The sequence below is a fragment of the Pseudomonas sp. JR33AA genome (genome assembly GCF_021378985.1).
In the GTDB taxonomy this organism is placed as follows: domain Bacteria; phylum Pseudomonadota; class Gammaproteobacteria; order Pseudomonadales; family Pseudomonadaceae; genus Aquipseudomonas; species Aquipseudomonas alloputida.
In genome coordinates this window covers 21,106-39,694 of the sequence record NZ_JAJSAW010000022.1, presented here as the reverse complement: position 1 = coordinate 39,694, position 18,589 = coordinate 21,106, and the positions used below count along the sequence as shown (strand labels likewise).

The 18,589-nt window shown below is 63.7% G+C and carries 15 protein-coding genes; 7 read left to right on the top strand and 8 right to left on the bottom strand.

Annotated elements, in window-relative coordinates; translation table 11 throughout:
* Positions 1 to 48: 48 nt before the first annotated feature.
* Positions 49 to 954 carry a LysR family transcriptional regulator gene (locus tag LVS58_RS23135; protein ID WP_233692985.1) on the bottom strand — a complete coding sequence of 302 codons (906 nt, stop codon included), beginning with the start codon at positions 952 to 954 and terminating at the stop codon, positions 49 to 51.
* A gap of 117 nt (positions 955 to 1,071) precedes the next feature.
* On the opposite strand from LVS58_RS23135, the gene LVS58_RS23130 reads away from it, so the two are divergent.
* The 3 genes from LVS58_RS23130 (at position 1,072) to LVS58_RS23120 (ending at position 5,472) form a co-directional block, all read left to right on the top strand.
* Positions 1,072 to 1,422 (top strand): cupin domain-containing protein, encoded by a 351-nt coding sequence (locus tag LVS58_RS23130; protein ID WP_233692984.1) that lies wholly within the window; start codon positions 1,072 to 1,074, stop codon positions 1,420 to 1,422.
* 263 nt (positions 1,423 to 1,685) lie between these two features.
* Positions 1,686 to 4,103 (top strand): glucose/quinate/shikimate family membrane-bound PQQ-dependent dehydrogenase, encoded by a 2,418-nt coding sequence (locus LVS58_RS23125; RefSeq protein ID WP_233692983.1) that lies wholly within the window; start codon positions 1,686 to 1,688, stop codon positions 4,101 to 4,103.
* Positions 4,104 to 4,203: 100 nt separating this feature from the next.
* The gene (locus LVS58_RS23120) at positions 4,204 to 5,472 is read left to right on the top strand and encodes a carbohydrate porin (protein ID WP_233692982.1); all 1,269 of its coding nucleotides are present in this window, start codon (positions 4,204 to 4,206) and stop codon (positions 5,470 to 5,472) included.
* Between the two features lie 41 nt (positions 5,473 to 5,513).
* On the opposite strand, the gene argE is transcribed toward LVS58_RS23120, so the two are convergent.
* Together argE and LVS58_RS23110 are read right to left on the bottom strand one after the other, a co-directional pair.
* Entirely contained in the window at positions 5,514 to 6,674 is a 1,161-nt protein-coding gene (gene argE / locus LVS58_RS23115) for an acetylornithine deacetylase (RefSeq protein WP_233692981.1), read from the bottom strand.
* Entirely contained in the window at positions 6,667 to 7,344 is a 678-nt protein-coding gene (locus LVS58_RS23110) for a DUF1028 domain-containing protein (RefSeq protein WP_014590707.1), read from the bottom strand. The genes argE and LVS58_RS23110 overlap by 8 nt, the downstream gene beginning before the upstream one ends.
* Positions 7,345 to 7,660: 316 nt before the next feature.
* Here LVS58_RS23110 and LVS58_RS23105 point away from each other — a divergent pair, with 316 nt between their 5' ends.
* Positions 7,661 to 8,980, top strand: coding sequence for a flavin-containing monooxygenase (locus tag LVS58_RS23105; RefSeq protein WP_233692980.1), 1,320 nt, complete (start codon positions 7,661 to 7,663; stop codon positions 8,978 to 8,980).
* Positions 8,980 to 9,396, top strand: a complete 417-nt coding sequence (locus LVS58_RS23100; protein ID WP_014590706.1) for a RidA family protein — start codon at positions 8,980 to 8,982, stop codon at positions 9,394 to 9,396. The genes LVS58_RS23105 and LVS58_RS23100 overlap by 1 nt, the downstream gene beginning before the upstream one ends.
* A gap of 90 nt (positions 9,397 to 9,486) precedes the next feature.
* Here the strand turns inward: LVS58_RS23100 and LVS58_RS23095 are convergent, their stop codons facing one another.
* The 4 genes from LVS58_RS23095 to pgm form a co-directional block, all read right to left on the bottom strand.
* On the bottom strand, positions 9,487 to 11,892 hold the full coding sequence (locus LVS58_RS23095; protein WP_233692979.1) for a TonB-dependent receptor: 2,406 nt from the start codon (positions 11,890 to 11,892) through the stop codon (positions 9,487 to 9,489).
* Between the two features lie 67 nt (positions 11,893 to 11,959).
* Positions 11,960 to 12,904: a FecR domain-containing protein gene (locus LVS58_RS23090; protein WP_233692978.1), complete on the bottom strand. Its 945-nt coding sequence runs from the start codon at positions 12,902 to 12,904 to the stop codon at positions 11,960 to 11,962.
* Positions 12,901 to 13,413 (bottom strand): sigma-70 family RNA polymerase sigma factor, encoded by a 513-nt coding sequence (locus LVS58_RS23085; RefSeq protein WP_010954430.1) that lies wholly within the window; start codon positions 13,411 to 13,413, stop codon positions 12,901 to 12,903. The genes LVS58_RS23090 and LVS58_RS23085 overlap by 4 nt, the downstream gene beginning before the upstream one ends.
* A 78-nt stretch (positions 13,414 to 13,491) precedes the next feature.
* Positions 13,492 to 15,129, bottom strand: coding sequence for a phosphoglucomutase (alpha-D-glucose-1,6-bisphosphate-dependent) (pgm, locus tag LVS58_RS23080; protein WP_233692977.1), 1,638 nt, complete (start codon positions 15,127 to 15,129; stop codon positions 13,492 to 13,494).
* 171 nt (positions 15,130 to 15,300) lie between these two features.
* On the opposite strand from pgm, the gene LVS58_RS23075 reads away from it, so the two are divergent.
* Both LVS58_RS23075 and LVS58_RS23070 read left to right on the top strand, forming a co-directional pair.
* The gene (locus LVS58_RS23075; protein ID WP_233692976.1) at positions 15,301 to 15,948 is read left to right on the top strand and encodes a DUF1345 domain-containing protein; all 648 of its coding nucleotides are present in this window, start codon (positions 15,301 to 15,303) and stop codon (positions 15,946 to 15,948) included.
* Between the two features lie 272 nt (positions 15,949 to 16,220).
* A complete protein-coding gene (locus tag LVS58_RS23070) occupies positions 16,221 to 16,481 on the top strand; it encodes a DUF1652 domain-containing protein (protein WP_233692975.1) in 261 nt (86 codons plus the stop codon).
* Here the strand turns inward: LVS58_RS23070 and LVS58_RS23065 are convergent.
* Positions 16,478 to 18,565 carry a putative bifunctional diguanylate cyclase/phosphodiesterase gene (locus LVS58_RS23065; RefSeq protein WP_233692974.1) on the bottom strand — a complete coding sequence of 696 codons (2,088 nt, stop codon included), beginning with the start codon at positions 18,563 to 18,565 and terminating at the stop codon, positions 16,478 to 16,480. The two genes, LVS58_RS23070 and LVS58_RS23065, sit on opposite strands and share 4 nt — an antisense overlap.
* Positions 18,566 to 18,589 lie beyond the last annotated feature (24 nt).

Genomic DNA, 18,589 nt, shown 5'->3' with positions numbered 1-18,589 from the left:
GCCGAGAATCCGGCGGTGGCGCAATGCGGCTTTGCGCACTGCGCAACGCTAGTCACCGCGCTTGAGCAAATTTTCGCAAAAATCGATGAATGCGTTTACCCGCCGTGAGCCGCGGTGATTGGGCATATACAGGGCGTTGATGCTGTTATTGGCCATGCCAGGGCTGGCCTGCCAGTCGGGGAAGACCCGCTGCAAGCGCCCTGCCACCACATCCTCGCGTACCAGCCAGTCGGCCAGCAGTGCGATGCCACTGCCTGCCAGTGCCGTTTCACGCAACATGTCGGCATTGGCGCTGCGCAGTGGCCCGCTTACGTCCAGTTCCAGGCTGTCCTGGTCACAGGTCAGGCGCCAGGGCCGCGCTTTCTGCCCATAACGAAAGCGCAGGCAGGCATGGTCAAGCAGCTCCCGGGGATGCTGCAGTGGCTCACGCCCGGCCAGGTAAGCCGGGCTGGCCACCAGCCAACGCTGAAAACGGCCGAGCCGGCGGCACACCAGTTCGTCATTGGGCGAGGGGTCGCCCAGGCGAATAGACAGGTCATAGCGCCCGTCAAGCAAGTCGTCCAGGCGGTCGCTAAGGTCGATGTCCAGTTCCAGCGCCGGGTGCTGCGCCAGAAACGGCCCCAGGTGCGGGGCGATGACCCGCCTGCCGAACTCCACCGGCAGGCACAGGCGCAATACACCGACAGGCTCCTCGCCGCGATCGGCGATGCTGGCATCAGCCTCGTCCAGTGCTTCAAAAATGCCCCGTGCCCGCTCGTAGTAACGGGCGCCGGCCTCGGTCAGGCTGACCTGGCGCGTCGAGCGGTTGAGCAAGGTGGCGCCCAAGGACGCTTCCAGGGCATCGACCAGCCGTGTTACCGACGATGTCGCCAGCCCTAGCCTGCGTGCGGCAGCAGAAAAGCCTTGGGCATCGACAGTGGCCACGAACATTTTCATCGCCAGCAGCTTGTCCATGTTCAGCGCGTCTTCCAAAAACCGGAAAGTTCTTACAAACAGCCGGGCGGGTCAAGCCGCGCGCTCCCAGGCGATTACATCCATAGTGGAATCAACCCATGTCCAAGGAGACTTACCATGACCCTGAACAACCTGCTGAACGCCCTGCCGCCCTGCGATCCCGCCAGCGCCGAACGTGTCGACGAATTGCTCAGCCGCCCGGGCCTACGCGTGGAGCGTATCGTCTCCAGCGGGCAGGCCAGCCCACCCGGCTTCTGGTACGACCAGGCCGAAGGTGAGTGGATCACGTTACTCAGCGGCGCTGCCGCCCTGCGTTTCGAGCACGAGCAACACACCCGCCTGCTGGCGCCGGGCGATTGTCTGGACATCCCCCCGCACCACCGCCACCGTGTGGAATGGACCGCTCCCGGCACGCCCACCATCTGGCTCGCGGTGTTTTATAGCAGCAGCACTCCATGGCCGGCATGAAGGGGCCATGCCCGCCCATGCATCAGGCGCAGTTGTCACGTCGCCGTGCAAGGTCGGGCTTACGACCGAAGCATGAAATACAAATCGAAGAGCCGTCATAAACGCCCCGTTCAATGCGTTTTTCAATACTTTATCTATACTTTTCGCGACATCTTCGTAAGTTCAGCCCTGCGACAATCAGCCTCGCTCAGTTATGTACCAACTTGTTAATTAGCAAGCTAAGAGTTTAAACTGCGCGCATTCCACCTGCTGAGATCCCTGGCATGAAAGAAACACCGCGCGCCTCTGGCGCCACAACCTTCATCCTGGTCGGCCTGGGCGTGATCGTCGCCCTGCTCGGCCTCCTCCTGGCTGCTGGCGGCGTCAAGCTGGCCGGTCTGGGCGGTTCCTGGTACTTCCTGATCGGCGGCTTGGCCATGGCCATCGCCGGTGTCCTCATTGCTCGCCGCAAGAAGGCGGGTGCCTGGCTGTATGCCGTGTTCCTGGTCGGTACTGCCATCTGGGCACTGATCGATGCGGGCCTGGTGTTCTGGCCGCTGTTCTCGCGCCTGTTCATGTTCGGCGCGATCGGCGTGGTCGTGGCGCTGGTCTACCCGCTGCTGGCGCGTGCCAACGGCGCCAGCGCCGGGCGCGGTGCCTACGGCGTAGCCGGGGTAATGGCCGTGGTATTGGTGATCGCTGTTGGCAACATGTTCGTTGCCCACCCAAGCGTCGCCCCCACCGGCAAAGGCCCGGGCATGACCCCGGTCGAAGCCGGCAAGGAACAGAAAGACTGGGCCCACTACGGCAACACCGAAGGTGGCAGCCGCTTCGCCGCGCTTGACCAGATCAACCGTGACAACGTCAACAAGCTGAAAGTGGCCTGGACCTACCAAACCGGCGACGTTGCAATCAGTGACGGCAACGGTGCCGAAGACCAGCTCACCCCGCTGCAGATCGGCAACAAGGTGTTCATCTGCACCCCGCACAACAACCTGATCGCACTCGATGCCGACACCGGCAAAGAGCTGTGGAAAAACGAAATCAATGCCCAGTCCAAGGTCTGGCAGCGTTGCCGAGGCATGGCCTACTTTGACGCCACTGCCGCCATCGCCCAGCCAACCCAGCCGAACAGTTCGCCGATCACCGGCGTCAGCGTAGCGGCCGGTGCCAACTGCCAGCGTCGCCTGCTGACCAACACCATCGACGGCCGCCTGATTGCCGTCGACGCTGACAACGGCGAGTTCTGCCAAGGCTTCGGCAACAATGGCCAGGTCGACCTCAAGGCCGGCCTGGGTGATGTACCGGACTCCTACTACCAGCTGTCCTCGGCACCGCTGATGGCCGGCACTACCGTAGTGGTCGGCGGCCGTGTTGCCGACAACGTCCAGACCGACATGCCAGGGGGTGTGATCCGTGGTTTTGACGTGATCACCGGTGAAATGCGCTGGGCCTTCGACCCGGGCAACCCGGAAGATCGCCAGGCACCCCAGGCCGACAGCACCTACGTGCGCAGCACCCCCAACAGCTGGGCGCCGATGTCTTACGACCCGGCGATGAACACCGTGTTCCTGCCCATGGCTTCGTCGTCCACCGACATCTACGGCGTAGAGCGCAGCAAACTGGACCACACGTACGGCGCTTCGGTGCTGGCCCTGGACGCCACCACCGGCAACCAGAAATGGGTGTTCCAGACCGTGCACAACGACCTCTGGGACTTCGACCTGCCCATGCAGCCAAGCCTGATCGACTTCACCAAGGACGACGGCCAGTCGGTACCTGCGGTGGTGATCGGCACCAAGGCCGGGCAGATCTACGTGCTCGACCGCGCCACCGGCAAGCCGCTGACCCAGGTCGACGAAGTACCGGTCAAGCCAAGCAACATCCCGAACGAGCCGTACTCCCCTACCCAGCCCAAGTCGGTGGGCATGCCGCAGATCGGCGCACAGACCCTGACCGAATCGGACATGTGGGGTGCCACCCCGTATGACCAGTTGCTGTGCCGCATCGACTTCAAGAAGATGCGCTATGACGGCCTGTACACCGCGCCGGGTACCGACCTGTCGCTGAGCTTCCCCGGTTCGCTGGGTGGCATGAACTGGGGCAGCATTTCTACCGACCCGGTACACGGTTTCATCTTCGTCAACGACATGCGTCTGGGCCTGTGGATCCAGATGATCCCCTCGCAGAACAAAGGTGGCGCAGCGTCCGGTGGCGAAGCACTGAACACTGGCATGGGCGCGGTACCGCTCAAGGGCACCCCGTATGCCGTGAACAAGAACCGCTTCCTGTCGGTCGCCGGCATTCCATGCCAGGCACCGCCGTTCGGCACCCTGACCGCCATCGACATGAAAACCCGCCAGGTGGCCTGGCAGGTGCCGGTAGGCACCGTTGAAGACACCGGCCCACTCGGCATCCGCATGCACCTGCCGATCAAGATCGGCCTGCCAACGCTGGGCGGCACCCTGTCGACCCAAGGCGGCCTGGTGTTCATCGCCGGCACCCAGGACTTCTACCTGCGCGCCTACGACAGCAGCAACGGCAAGGAAATCTGGAAGGCTCGCCTGCCGGTGGGCAGCCAGGGCGGCCCGATGACCTACGTCTCGCCGAAAACCGGCAAGCAGTATGTGGTGATCACTGCTGGCGGTGCGCGCCAGTCGACTGACCGTGGCGACTACGTGATTTCTTACGCCCTGCCGTAAGACCGCGTCGCCTGCTGCGCGGGCAAGCCCGCTCCTACAAGGCCCCTGTAGGAGCGGGCTTGCCCGCGAATGCCCCTCAAAGACAATCCGAGATTCTGTAATGCCATCCGCAATTCGCTTCACCCCCACCCTGTTGCTGGCCCTGGCCAGCAGTACCGCTCTGGCCAACGACGACCTGCTGACCCGCAGCACCCTGACCGGTGACTGGGGCGGCCTGCGACATCAACTCGAAGAAGACGGCGTCAGGATCACCGGTGACTACAGCGGTGAAACCGCCTACAACGCCCACGGTGGCCTGCACCGTTCGGCGCGCTATTCGCAGAACGTCAAGCTGAGCGTTCAGTTCGACCTGTCGAAACTGTACGGGCTGGACAACGGCGGCAAGGTCCAGCTGACCATCAACGACCGCCGCGGCAACAGCGCCTCGGAGGACCTGGTAGGCAACCGCCTGCCGATCCAGGAAAACTTCGGCGGCCTGTACACCCGCCTGACCGAGTTGAGCTACGAGCGCACGCTGTTCACCCCGGCGCTCAACGTCAAGCTCGGCTACATGGCCATGGGCAACGACCTCGGCGGCCTGGACAGCGGTATCCTGTGCAATTTCATGAACGCCGGCTTCTGCGGCCACCCGCTGAACATGTCCGGTGGCAGCGGCTGGACCAACTACCCCAACGCCCACCTCGGCGTGCGCGTGAAGTACGACCTGTCATCTGCCTGGCAGCTGCGCGTGGCAGCGTTCAACGTCGATCCGGAAAGCAACGGCAACGCCAGCCGTGCCTGGCACCTGGGGCCCAAGCACACCACCGGCACCGTGGTACCGGTAGAACTGGTATACAAGCTGCAGGGTGAGCTGCCAGGCGAGTACAAACTGGGCTACTACTACGACAGCTCCGACGTCAAACGCATCGGCAGCGACGATGAAGTGTCCGGCCGAGGTGGCCATTACCTTCTGGTCGACCAGGCGCTGTGGAATGACCAGGCCTCCCCAGGCCGAAGCCTGCACGCCTTCGGCCAGTACTCGGCGTCGAGCAAGGCCGCTTCACCGTTCACCAAGTGGTATGGCGCCGGCATGGTGCTGTACAAGCCGTTCGAAGGCCGCCCGAAAGATACCCTGGCACTGGGTTACGGCCGGGCCGTGCCCAACCCGCGTAGCCGCGATGTGCTGGAGGACGCCGCTTTCAACGCTGGCCAGCAGTTCCCGGATATCGACAGCGCCGAGCAGTTGATCGAACTGAGCTACGGCTACCAGGCCACGCCATGGCTGAACCTGCGCCCGGATGTGCAGTACATCATCGAGCCAGGGGCGTTTTCGGGCAAAGACATCGACAACGCACTGGTGGTCGGCCTGCAGGTCAAGGCGACCTTCTGAACCGCCGGGGCCGCACTGCGGCCCATCCGCCGGCGCAACCCTCAAGCCTGTTTGAGGTAGTCCACCAGCCTCAGCAGCATGGCATCACAGCCGCGCAACTGCTCGACACTGACAAACTCATCCGGCTTGTGGCCCTGGTCCATGCTGCCAGGGCCGCACACCACGGTGGGGATGCCCGCCTGGTCGAACAAGCCACCTTCGGTACCAAACGCTACCGTGCCGAACGTATCCGAACCGCTGAGTAGCGCCACCAAGTGCGCAGCCTCGCTGTCCTCCGGTGTCGCCAGCCCCGGATAGGCACTTAGCGGCTCCAGGCGAATGGCGCTGGCGGTATTGACCTTGCGCATACGCGGCAGCAACTCGGCCTGCGCATAGGTTTGCAACTGGTCAGCGACCGCCTGCGCCTCGAACCCGGGGAGCGCACGCACTTCGAAATCGAACTCGCACTCGTCCGGCACGATGTTCAGCGCCCTGCCCCCTTTGATCACGCCGGTCTGCACCGTGGAGAACGGCGGATCGAAGCGCTCGTCGTGATGGGCCGGCTGTGCCAGGGCATCGCCGATGTCACCCAACTTGCCAATCAGTTTCGCCGCATACTCGATGGCATTCACCCCATACGGCGCGTACGCCGAATGGCACGCTGTGCCCTGTACCTGGCAACGCATTGCCAGCTTGCCCTTGTGCCCCAGCACCGGTTTGAGTTCGGTGGGTTCACCGATCAGGCACAGCCGTGGTTTACACGGGCGCTGTTCGAGGGCAGCCAGCATCGAGCGTACGCCCAGGCAACCGACTTCTTCGTCATAGGAAAATGCCAGGTGTACCGGCATACGCAGCGGCTGGGCGAGAAACGCGGGCACAGCAGCCAGCGCCGAGGCAATAAAGCCTTTCATGTCGGCCGTGCCGCGGCCATACAGGCGGCCGTCACGCTCACTCAGGGCAAACGGCTCGACCGTCCAGGCCTGGCCATCCACCGGCACCACATCGGTATGCCCGGACAGCACCACGCCGCCAACGTCCCTGGGGCCGATCGTGGCGAACAGGTTGGCCTTGGTGCCCTCCGGGTTATGGAACAGCTCGCACTCCACCCCCAGTTCGGCCAGGTAATCACGGATAAAACCGATCAGCGCCAGGTTGGAGTCGCGGCTCACCGTGGCAAAGCCGATCAGCCGGGCCAGCAGCGCGCGGCTGGCACATTCACTCATCGCCCGGCACCCCATAGCTTGGGGCGGCGGTCGGGTTGAGGGCGCGGGTGACGTAATCCTGCATCTGCGGGCGGTAGGCTTGCCACAGGCCATCGAGCACACCGATCGGATCGCTATCGGCCCAATCGACGCGCAGGTCCACCAACGGCCAGGTCAGCTCGCCAGCAATCTTCAGCGCCGCCGAGTGCACCGGCCCGGCTTCGCCACCCGCGGCCATCGCCGCGTGCATGGCTGCCAGCAGGCGGTCGGCCAGGTGGCCACCGGCCTGCTCGAAGGCCAGCACCATGGCTTCGATCACCTGGGTCGAGGACAGCAGGTTGCCGGCCGCCGCGCATTGTTCGCCGGCCACTGCATGGTGTGTTCCCAGTGCTTCCCGCCCGGTGAACAAGGCCACCTGGCCGTGGCTGTCGATCACCGTGACCTGGCGGTACTCACTCCAGCCATTGGCACTGAGCACCCTGTCCAGCGCAGCGGCGGGCGGCAACTGGCCATGCTCCAGGGCATCGAGAATCTGCGGGCCCAGCGCCGGCAGGGTGATGTTCTGGGTCGAGACCGCGCCCACACCGGCACGCACCCAGGGGCAACGGGCACCCACGGCGATGCTCGACGAGCTGATGGCGATACCGACCTGGCCGGTTTCCTGGCAACGACCGATGATGGAGAACGTCATGTCATGGTTCCTGTTGTGCTGTGCGATACACGGCATTCTGAGTGGAACCTTCGGGCGGGCGAAACGACCTTTTTCCGAGGGGGTAGGCAGGAAAAAACTATGCTCCAGGGCCCGATCGCTGCGCCCGTTCGAAAAACCACGCCACCCACCCGGGCAACCCACCCCACAGGCCAGAGAACTCAAGGCCTTCGCCGTTTTATCGGCAAGCACCAGCTAAATACTATTTTCGCCATTCCCACGGCATCCCTAGTCTGGCTCCAGCAACGGCGGTCCTCCAAACCGACCTGACAAAAACCGCCTGAACAAGGGCTCGGACATGACACTGAACAACCTCGAAATCGACACCCTCGTCGTCGGCGCCGGCCAGGCCGGCGTGGCCATGAGCGAACACCTGAGCAAGCTTGGCGTGCCGCACCTGGTACTGGAGCGCAACCGCATCGCGCAGGCCTGGCGTACCGGCCGCTGGGACTCGCTGGTCGCCAACGGCCCGGCCTGGCACGACCGCTTCCCGGGCCTGGAATTCAACCTCGACGCCGATGCGTTCGCCAGCAAGGACCAGGTGGCCGACTACTTCGAGCAGTACGTACGCAAGTACAACCTGCCCGTGCGCACCGGCATTGAAGTGAAGCGCGTGGTGCGTAACAGCGACCGCCCAGGCTTCACCATCGACACCAATGAAGGCGTGATTCGCGCCAATCGCGTAGTCGCCGCCACCGGCCCGTTCCAGAAGCCGGTGATCCCGGCCATCGCGCCGAAAGACAGCAACCTGCACCAGATTCATTCCGCCGCTTATTTCAACCCAGAGCAGTTGCCTGAAGGCGCGGTACTGGTGGTTGGTGCCGGTTCTTCCGGCGTGCAGATTGCCGAGGAGCTGATGCGCGCCGGGCGCCAGGTGTACCTGTCGGTCGGTGCCCACGACCGCCCACCGCGTGCCTACCGCAACCGCGACTTCTGCTGGTGGCTGGGCGTGCTGGGCGAGTGGGACGCAGAAGTTGCCAAGCCCGGTCGCGAGCACGTCACCATCGCGGTCAGCGGCGCCCGTGGTGGCCACACCGTGGACTTCCGCGCCCTCGCCCACCAGGGCATGACCCTGGTCGGCCTGACCCAGTCGTTCGAAAACGGTGTAGCGCACTTCCAGGACAACCTGGTCGAGAACATCAACCGCGGCGACGACAACTACCTGGCCCTGCTGGATGCGGCCGATGCCTACATCGAACGCAACGGCCTGGACCTGCCGGAAGAGCCCGAAGCCCGCCAGCGCCTGGCCGATCCGGAGTGCATGCGCAACCCGCTGCAGCAGCTGGACCTGGCCAAAGCCGGCGTCAGCAGCATCATCTGGGCCACCGGTTACGGCGTGGATTTCAGCTGGCTGCAGGTGGACACCTTCGATGCCAACGGCAAGCCCCAGCACCAGCGTGGTGTGGCCCGTGAACCGGGCGTGTACTTCCTCGGCCTGCCATGGTTGTCGCGCCGTGGTTCATCGTTCATCTGGGGGGTGTGGCACGACGCCAAGCATGTCGCCGGCCACATCGCCACGCAACGTACCTACACCGCCTACCGCGACCGCGAGCAACGCGCAGCGGCTGAACAGAAAACCGCCAAGATCAGCAATGTCAGCACCCTCGGAGCCCACTGATGCCTACCCATACTCGCATCCGCATGTTCAACACCAAGGAAACCTACCCCAACCAGACCCTGGACAACGACTTGTGCCAGGCCGTGCGGGCGGGCAATACCATCTACGTGCGTGGCCAGGTCGGTACCGACTTCGAAGGCAAGCTGGTAGGCCTGGGCGACCCGCGCGCGCAAACCGAACAGGCGATGAAAAACGTCAAGCAACTGCTTGAAGAAGCGGGCTCGGACCTGTCGCACATCGTCAAGACCACCACCTACATCACCGACCCGCGCTTCCGCGAGCCGGTGTACAAAGAGGTGGGCAAGTGGCTCAAGGGCGTGTTCCCGATTTCCACCGGGTTGGTGGTGGCCGGGTTGGCTCAGGCCGAGTGGCTGATGGAGATCGACGTGATCGCCGTGGTACCCGATCAGCAATGACCGCAGGCCAATGGCGGGTGGTGACTGCCACCTGCCATCCAGCCGCGCCTGGGTTGCCCTGGGCCGTAAAGGCGGCCGCGGCGCTTTGAGCTAGAAGCCCAAGGTTGCCGACAACAGGTAAGTTCGCGGCGTGGACAAGGTCAACCCTGGCTCACTGTCATCCGACGCCCCCGCCGAGCTCCAGTGGCGGTCATCGAGCACGTTCTCGACACTGGCCCGCAAGGTAACCTCGGTGGCGTCCACCTTGAAGGCATAACGCGCCCCCACGTCATAACGCTCCCAACCGTCGATCCGCTTGCTGTTGTTCTGGTCCAGGTACTGCGAACTGGAGTGAATGCCGCGCGCGGTGAAGGTCAGGCCGTTCACCCCTGGCATGTCCCATTCAGCCCCCAGATTGACGTTGTATTCGGGCGTGGCCGGCGCACGGTTGCCATCGTAGGCACCGCCGACGGTGTCGGTCAGCTCGCTGTCGATATACATCACCCCACCCAGCACCCGCACGCCCTGCACCGGTTCACCGAACACACTCAGCTCGATGCCGCGGTTGTCACGCTTGCCGTTGGGGCCGAACACCCGCGAGACGGTATTTGTTTCGTAGGCTGGCTGGCGAATGCGGAAGGCGCTGGCAGTAAAGGCCACCTGGCCGAGGTCGTACTTGGCCCCCACTTCAATCTGGCGACTGGTGAACGGCGGGAAAATCTGGTCTTCGTTGATCGAGGTCGATGGGGCGATCTTGCCTTGGCTCAGGCCCTCCATATAGTTGGCGTACAACGAGAGCTGGTCGGTGACCTTGAGCAATACGCCCCCAGAAGGCGAGACCTTTTCTTCGTCATAGCCCGTTTCGCCTTTGACGCCGTCGCTCCAGTCATCCACCTGCACCCGTTGCCAGCGCGCACCCAGGGTCAACAGCAGGCGGTCGTCAAAAAAGCCAAGGGTATCGGCCAGGGCCACGCCGGAGAAGCGGTTTTCCGTGTAGACCTCGGGGTCGAGGCGGGTTGGCGTACCGGGTGCCGGTACGGCCACCGGGTTGTAGAGGTTGCTCGGCGCCGAGGCATAGCGCGCTCCGCCGTTGGTAAAGTCCATGTAGTAATAGCTGGCGGCCAGGTTCAGCTCGTGGCTCACCGGCCCGGTATGGAACCAGTGACGCAAACCAGCCATGGCGGTGCGCACCGACTCGTCCCGGGTAAAGTCACGCGGCTGCACGGTGAAGTCGCCGGCATCGTTGGTGATCGACACGTTATGGCGCAGGAAGTCATGGTTGCTCTTGCGCGCACCGACCGCACCATAGGCCAGCAGCGATTCGCTGATATCGTACTCGGCGTTCAGCGCACCGAAGGTGTCGTTGGTACGCGCCTTGCTCCAGGCCTGGGCGTAGTTGTGGCGTACGTCATTGGCATTGGGCACCTTGGCATTGGCACCGACCAGCACACGCTCCTGCGGGGCGTCGGTATCGCGCTCGGTGTGGCCGAGGTCCGCCGAGAGACGCAGGCGCTCGCCTCGAAAATCCAGGCCCAGCACCGCCATTTCGCGGTCGACGCGCTGGTGGTCCCATTCGGTATCACCGGCCTGCTTAACACCATTGAAGCGCACGCCGAACTGCTGGCCTTCACCAAAGCGACGGCCGATGTCCACGGCGCCGCCAGCCTGGCCGGCCGAGGCGTAGCTGCCGGTGAATTCGGTGATCGGCTTGTCAGCGGCTCGCTTGGGCTGCACATTGATACCGCCCCCCACGCTGCCACGCGGCGATATGCCGTTGATCAACTGGCTGGGGCCTTTGATGACGTCGACCCGGTCGGCCATTTCCATGTCGATCGAATACGTCGGCAAGATGCCATATAGGCCGTTGTAGGCCACATCACTGTTGAACAGGCTGAAGCCGCGAATGGTGAACTGCTCGAAACGCCCGCCCGCCGGGTTGGTAGCGCGCACGGAGGGGTCACTGGCAATCAGCTCGCCCAAGGTGCGCGCCTGTTGGTTCTTGACCAGTTCACTGGTGTAGCTGGTGATGCTGAACGGGGTTTCCAGGAAGTCGCGCGAACCGAGCAAGCCTTGTGCTCCCTGGCGTGCCACTTGGCCACCGGCATACGGCTGCGTTTCATTACCTGCAGCCAGGCCGCCGACGATGCTGGTGGGGGCGATTTCCAGAGCGCCATTGGCCTGGGGGGCAGGCATCAGGGTGAAAGCCCCCTCACCCACCGGTAGCGCCTGCAGGCCGCTACTGCGTAGCAACTGACTGAAGCCTTCATCGACACTGTAACGACCTGACAAGCCATTACTGTGTCGGCCCTCTACCAACGCCGGGTCCAGCGAAAGGCTGACACCGGCCTGGTCGGCGAAATGGGTCAAAGCGGCACCCAGGCTGGCTGGCGCAACCTGAAACGTACGCCGGGCCGGCTCATCGGCCCAGGCGGGTGCACACAACAGCAGGCTCATCGCGAACAATGGATGTGCTGCGCGCGCCAGTGGGCGCAGGCGGCAAGATTTTACTGCAGGCATTGAACAAGGCTCCCCTTTTATTTTCGCCTACCGGTAATGACCGGCGAGTGAAAAAAAGGGGACAGCCTCATGCGCGATTTTCCCGTGCGGTCAGGCTCACCCAATAACGCGTGCGGGTCTGCACCTGCAACGGCAGGCTGGCGGCGAGCAGGGCCAACACCCGGTCGGTGTCGTCAAGGCGGAACGTGCCGGTAACACGCAAGCGCTCCAGTTCTGGTGCCCAGCGCAGTACGCCGGGGCGATACCTGCGCAGTTCGCGCAGCAACTCGCCCAACGGGCGGTCGTCCAGCCGTAGCGCGCCTTCGCGCCAGCCCAGTTGCCATTCGTCGAACGCTTGGACAGGACCAACGCCAGCCGCCTGCAAACTGGCCTGTTGGCCGGCCTGTAGCATCACGGCAGGACCACGCAACGGCTGCAGGCTGACCGCCCCCTTGATCGCCGACACCCGGCAGGCCCCATCAAGCAGGCGCAGGCACACCTCGCCCTCACTGAGCACCACCCGGCCGTAAGGCACCTGCAAGGTGAAGCTCAGGTTACCGGGCACGCTCAGGGCGACTTCACCGCGCAGCAGTGCCACGCGGCCTGCCCCCCGCTCGATATCGACCGCACTGTCGGTGTTCAACTGCAACAAAGTGCCGTCGCTCAGCAGTGCCTGCCTGCGCTCCCCGACCGTGGTGCGCATGTCGGCGGCCCAGGCCTCCAGAGGCAGCTCACGGCTCACCAGCCAGGCCACCGGTAACAACGCCGACACACCCAGGGCTTGTTTGAGCAGTGCCCGACGACCGGCATCCGGGCGATCCAGGGCGGCCATCGCCAATGCGCCGGGCAACCCGGCAAACCTCGCTCGCAGCAGGGATGCCTTTTGCCAGGCGTCTTCGTGCAGGTGACTGCTGGCGCGCCATTGCGCCAGACGCAGCAGGTCAGATTCGCTTGCGTCGCCAGAATCCAGCAATGCCAGCCAGCGGGCTGCAGCACGCAGCGCCTCGCGGGTTTCTGGGGTGTTGGGGCTCATTGCAACTCGGCCAACAGGCAATGTTCGTAAGCCTGCGCCATGTAGCGTTTCACCGAGCGCTGGCAAACGCCCAGGCGCTGGCCAATCTCGGCGTAGCCCAAGCCTTCCAGCTGGCTCCAGAGAAAGGCCTTGCGTATCGCCGGCTTGAGGCCGTCGAGCAATTCATCCAGTGCTTGCAGGGTTTCGAGCAGTACCCAGCGCTGCTCTGGGGACGGCACATGTTGCTCGGGCAACTGCGCCAGGGCATCCAGGTAGGCCTGCTCCAGGCTACGACGCTGGTGGAAGTTGCTCAGCAAGCGCTTGCCCACGGTCAGCAGGTAGGCACGCGGTTCACGTATGTCCGCCAGCGGCTGGGCACTGGCCAGAATGCGCAGAAAGGTATCCTGACTGAGGTCGGCAGCATCCCAGGCATTGCCCATCCGCCGGCGCAGCCAGGCTTCAAGCCAGCCGCGATGCTCCCGGTACAGGGCAGGCAGGCCAGGCTCCGGTGGCGGCGCGGCGTCGATCATGAGGAGGGTCCTGCGGCGGAGTAAATAAGATTAATTCTAATTTACATCACACCACAGAACCAAGCGGTTTGTTACCGGTCAGGCAATGGCTTCATCTACCAGCACTTGTGCTTCCTGCACCAGACGCTGCAAATGTGCCTCGTCGATGAAGCTTTCGGCGTAGATCTTGTAGATGTCTTCGGTACCCGACGGGCGCGCGGCGAACCAGCCATTGGCAGTCATCACCTTAAGCCCGCCAATCGCCTGGCCATTGCCTGGGGCGTGGCTGAGGATTTGCACGATCGGCTCACCAGCCAGCTCGGTCGACTTCACCTGCTCCGGCGCCAGCTTGCTCAGCAACGCCTTTTGCCGCGCATCCGCCTTGGCCTCGACACGGGTGGCGAACGGCTTGCCCAGCGCGTCGGTCAGGTCGGCATAAGCCTGGCTCGGGTTACGCCCGGTACGGGCGGTCATTTCGGCGGCCAGCAAGGCCGGGATCAACCCGTCCTTGTCGGTGGCCCACACCGAGCCATCACGGCGCAGGAACGAAGCCCCTGCACTTTCTTCGCCACCAAAACCGAGCGAACCGTCGAACAAGCCCTGGGCGAAGAACTTGAAGCCCACCGGCACTTCATACAGATCGCGGCCCAGACGTTGGGTAACGCGGTCGATCAGGCCGCTGGAGACCACGGTCTTGCCCACGGCGGCGTCACTGCGCCACTGCGGGCGGTGGCGGAACAGGTAGTCGATGGCCACGGCGAGGTAGTTGTTGGGTTGCAGCAAGCCGTCAGGGGTGACGATGCCGTGACGGTCGTGGTCCGGGTCGCAGGCGAAGGCCACGTCAAAGCGCTCGCGCAGGCCTATCAGGCCCTGCATGGCATACGGCGAGGAAGGGTCCATGCGGATCTGGCCGTCCCAGTCGACGGTCATGAAGCGGAAGGTCGGGTCGACCTCGGTGTTCACCACTTCCAGGTCCAGCTGGTAGTGCTTGGCAATCGCCGACCAGTAGCGTACCCCTGCCCCGCCCAGCGGATCGACGCCCAGGCGCAAGCCGGCGCCACGGATGACATCGAAATCGATGACGTTTTCCAGGTCGGCCACATAGTGGCTGATGTAGTCGTGGCGGTGGGTGGTTGGCGCCTGCAGCGCCTGGGCATGGTCCATGCGCTTGACGCCCGCCAGGTTAGCCGCCAGCAGCTCGTTGGCCTTGCCCTCGATCCACTTGGTCACGTCGCTGTCGGCCGGGCCGCCGTTGGGCGGGTTGTACTTGAAGCCACCGCTTTGCGGCGGGTTGTGCGACGGGGTGATGACGATACCGTCAGCCAGACCCTGCGTGCGGCCACGGTTGTGGCAGAGGATGGCGTGGGAAACCGCCGGCGTAGGCGTATATTCGTCATCCTTGGACAGCATCACCTGCACGCCGTTGGCGGCCAGCACTTCCAGGGCGCTGGCGGTCGCCGGCGCTGACAGGGCGTGGGTATCGGCGCCGATGAACAGCGGGCCATCGATGCCTTTTTCCTGGCGATACAGGCAGATTGCCTGGCTGATGGCCAGGACGTGATACTCGTTGAAACTCAATTCATGCGAACTGCCCCGGTGCCCCGAGGTGCCGAAGGCCACGCGCTGGGCCGCCACGGCAGCGTCTGGGCGGCCCGTGTAATAGGCGGTAAGCAGCCGGGGAATATCGACCAGCACGCTGGCCGGAGCCGGCTTGCCTGCCAAAGGACTGAGCGTCATGCAAAAACCTCGAGTTCAACGGATGTTGGTGTTGGAACGTGCAGTGTACTGAGAGTTGCAATGCCGTGCGATGGGGGCATCAAAGAAACCCAGGCCCTGCAGGTATTGCGCATACCGCCCAACCCTGTGACGGTCTAGAGTACAAGCCATACCCCTTGTGAATGAGGCCCCATGGCTTTCCATCGCCTGACCCGCACACACCCGCGCCTGAGCCTCGCCGCTGTAGTCGGCGTTGCTGGCGCCTGGCTGATCCCCGCCGGTGATACCGTGCAGCACATCCTCGCTGGCTGGAACCTGGGGGTGTGGCTGTACCTGCTGCTGGTGCTCTACCTGAGCTGGACAGCCAGCCCGGAAAAGGTCCGCAAGGTTGCCGGCGTCGAAGACGAGAACGCGGGCCTGGTCCTGCTGACCGTGTGCATCGCCGCCATCGCCAGCCTTGCTGCGGTCACCCTGCAACTGGTCTCCAGCCGCGGCCTGCAAGGCACGGCACTGGCCGTGCACTATCTCTACACCGGCCTGACCGTCGCCGGTTCCTGGCTGCTGATCGGCTGCATATTCACCCTGCACTACGCGCGCCTGTTCTACACCGGGCAAAACCACGAACCGCCACTGCGCTTCGCTGATGGCGAGCGCAACCCGGACTACTGGGACTTCCACTATTTCTCGTTCACCATCAGCGTGGCGGTGCAAACCTCAGACGTGGGCGTCGCCGGGCGTGGGTTGCGGCGGGTGGTGCTGGCGCATTCGCTGGTGGGCTTCGTGTTCAATACGGCAATTCTGGGGTTCACTATCAACATCGCCGCCGGGTTGCTGGGTTGACAGGCCGCTCGTCTGAAAAACCTGCGCGTCGAACGTCTCGAAAGCCACGAAACCCGCTGGTTACCTGACACCTTTCGTTCGGGAAAACGTTTGCCATGCAGCCAACCGACACACTGCGCCCATGACAAAGGTGTGACCCCTGTCAAGCATTCGCACATTTGTCATAGTTGCAACCGAAAATCGCGCGCAGCAGGTGCTATCTTTAGTTTCCCGGCGGCCGCATCGATGTGGCCACCCACCCATCACGTCCAGGTACGGACAAGGAGGCTGGCATGAACAAGATGACGTTCCCCAACGCCTGCCAGGTGATGCGCTGGCATTTCCATCCGCTGGGTTTCGAGGCCAGCATGGATGCGCCACGTAGCATGGTCGCGCGGCTGTTCGACCGAGCCAGCGGTGAAACCCTGCTGGCGATTGCGGGCATCCCCTGTTCAGCGATCATGGCCGCCGCCGATGTAGAACGCATCATCGAGGCCGTCGAGGCGGAAATGGACGCCTTCCTACCCGCCTTTACCCTGCGCGCTGCAGTCTAGCCCGCAGCGGTGAGTTCCGGGCCCATGGCCTGCAACTTGCTCATGAACTGCTCGGCCGGCACAGGCTGGCCCAGCAGGTAGCCCTGCAACGAATCACAACCCAGACGGGTCAGGAAGTCCTGCTGCTTGTCGGTTTCAACCCCCTCGGCAACGATACGCAGGCCCAGCGCCTGGCCCAGCGCGACAATTGCCGAAACAATGGCTGCATCGTCACTGTCCTGCTCCAGGTCGCGTACGAAACCGCGGTCGATTTTCAGCTCGTTGGCTGGCAGGCGCTTGAGGTACATCAGGCTGGAATAGCCCGTACCAAAGTCATCAATGGACAAGTCCACGCCCATGTCGGACAGGCGCTGCAGCACGGTCAGGCTGGCGTCGGCATCGTGCATGGCGGTGGTTTCGGTAATTTCCAGTGTCAGGCAGTTGGCCGGCAAGCCATTCTGCTGCAGGGCGCGGGCCACGCTGTCGACCAGACCGGCATGGCAGAACTGGATGGCCGACAGGTTCACCGCCATGCGCCAGCCATGGTAGCCCTGATCGAGCCACTGACGCATCTGACGGCAGGCCTCGATGAGTACCCACTCACCTATGGGGATGATCAGGCCGGTCTTTTCCGCCAGGCCGATGAAGCGGTCAGGCAGCAGCAGGCCCTGCTGCGGGTGCTCCCAGCGCAGCAAGGCTTCGGCGCCAATCGGCTGGCAGGCCTGGGCGTCGAACTTGGGCTGGTAATGCAAGCGGAACTGGCGCTGCTCCAGCGCCTGGCGCAAGTCCTGCAGCAGTTGCAACTGCTGGCGAGCATTGCTGTTCATCGACACATCGAAGAAGCTGTAACCGTTCTTGCCGGCGCTTTTGGCATGGTACATGGCAGCGTCGGCGTTACGCAGCAGCTCGTGCTGGTCCTGGCCATTGCCCGGGTACAGAACGATGCCCAGACTCGCCGACAGTTGCAGGTCGTGCTCGGCCACGCGGAAAGGCCGGGACACCAGGTTGACCTGCTTGACCGCCACGTCCATGGCATCGGTCGGCTCCTGCAGTTCCACCAGCAGAACGAACTCGTCGCCGCCAATGCGTGCCAGCGTGTCCTGGCTGTGCAGGTGGCCGCGCAGGCGGGTCGCCACGGCCTTGAGCAAAAGGTCACCGATATGATGGCCAAAGGCGTCGTTGACGGGTTTGAAGCCGTCCAGATCAATGAACATCAGGGCAAAACAACCGCCCTGCTCCGCCACTTTGGCGATGGCCTGTTCGATGCGATCGGCCAGCAGGGTACGGTTGGGTAGATCGGTGAGGGTGTCGTGCAAGGCCAGTTGGGTCAGTTCCTGATTGGCCAAGGTCAGCGAACGGGCCAACTCGGCCGTACGTGCCTCGAGACGAGCGTCCAGCACCGAAGTCAGCAAAGCCACTGCCAGTACTGCCAGCGTGGTGATCAAAACCAGGTAAACCAGGCTGTCACCCTGCAACCCGCCCCCCAGCGCGCCGCAGAAGCTGCCCTCGGGGAAGTTCGCCGCTGCCATGCCGGTGTAATGCATGCCCACGATGGCAATGCCCATGACCACCGCCGCCACGCCGCGGAGCTGCCGTATATAGGGTGTGTGTGTGCGCAGGCGGAAGGCGATCCACAAGGCCGCCGCCGAGGCGACTACGGCAATCAGCAGCGAAGCGCCGAACAATGTCGGGTCGTAATCGATGCCCGGCAGCATCCGCAGGGCAGCCATACCGGTGTAGTGCATGCAAGCGATACCGGCGCCCATGATCAGCGCGCCGAACCCCAACTGCAGCGCTGGCAGGCTAGGCTGACTGACCAGCCACAAGGCAAAGCCCGAGGACAGCACAGCGATCAGCAGCGAGAACGCGGTCAGGGCCAGGTCGTACCCCAAGTCGATGGGCAAGCTGAAGGCAAGCATGCCAATGAAGTGCATCGACCACACGCCGATGCCCATGGCCAACGCACCGCCGCCCATCCACAGGCAGGCAGCGCGGCCCTTGGCCGTGGCGATGCGGCCCGTCAGGTCAAGGGCGGTATAGGATGCCAGGATCGCCACGCACAGCGAAATCAACACCAGCGAAGAGGAGTAGCTACCGATCAGCATTGAGAGTTCCAGTGCCGGGACAGG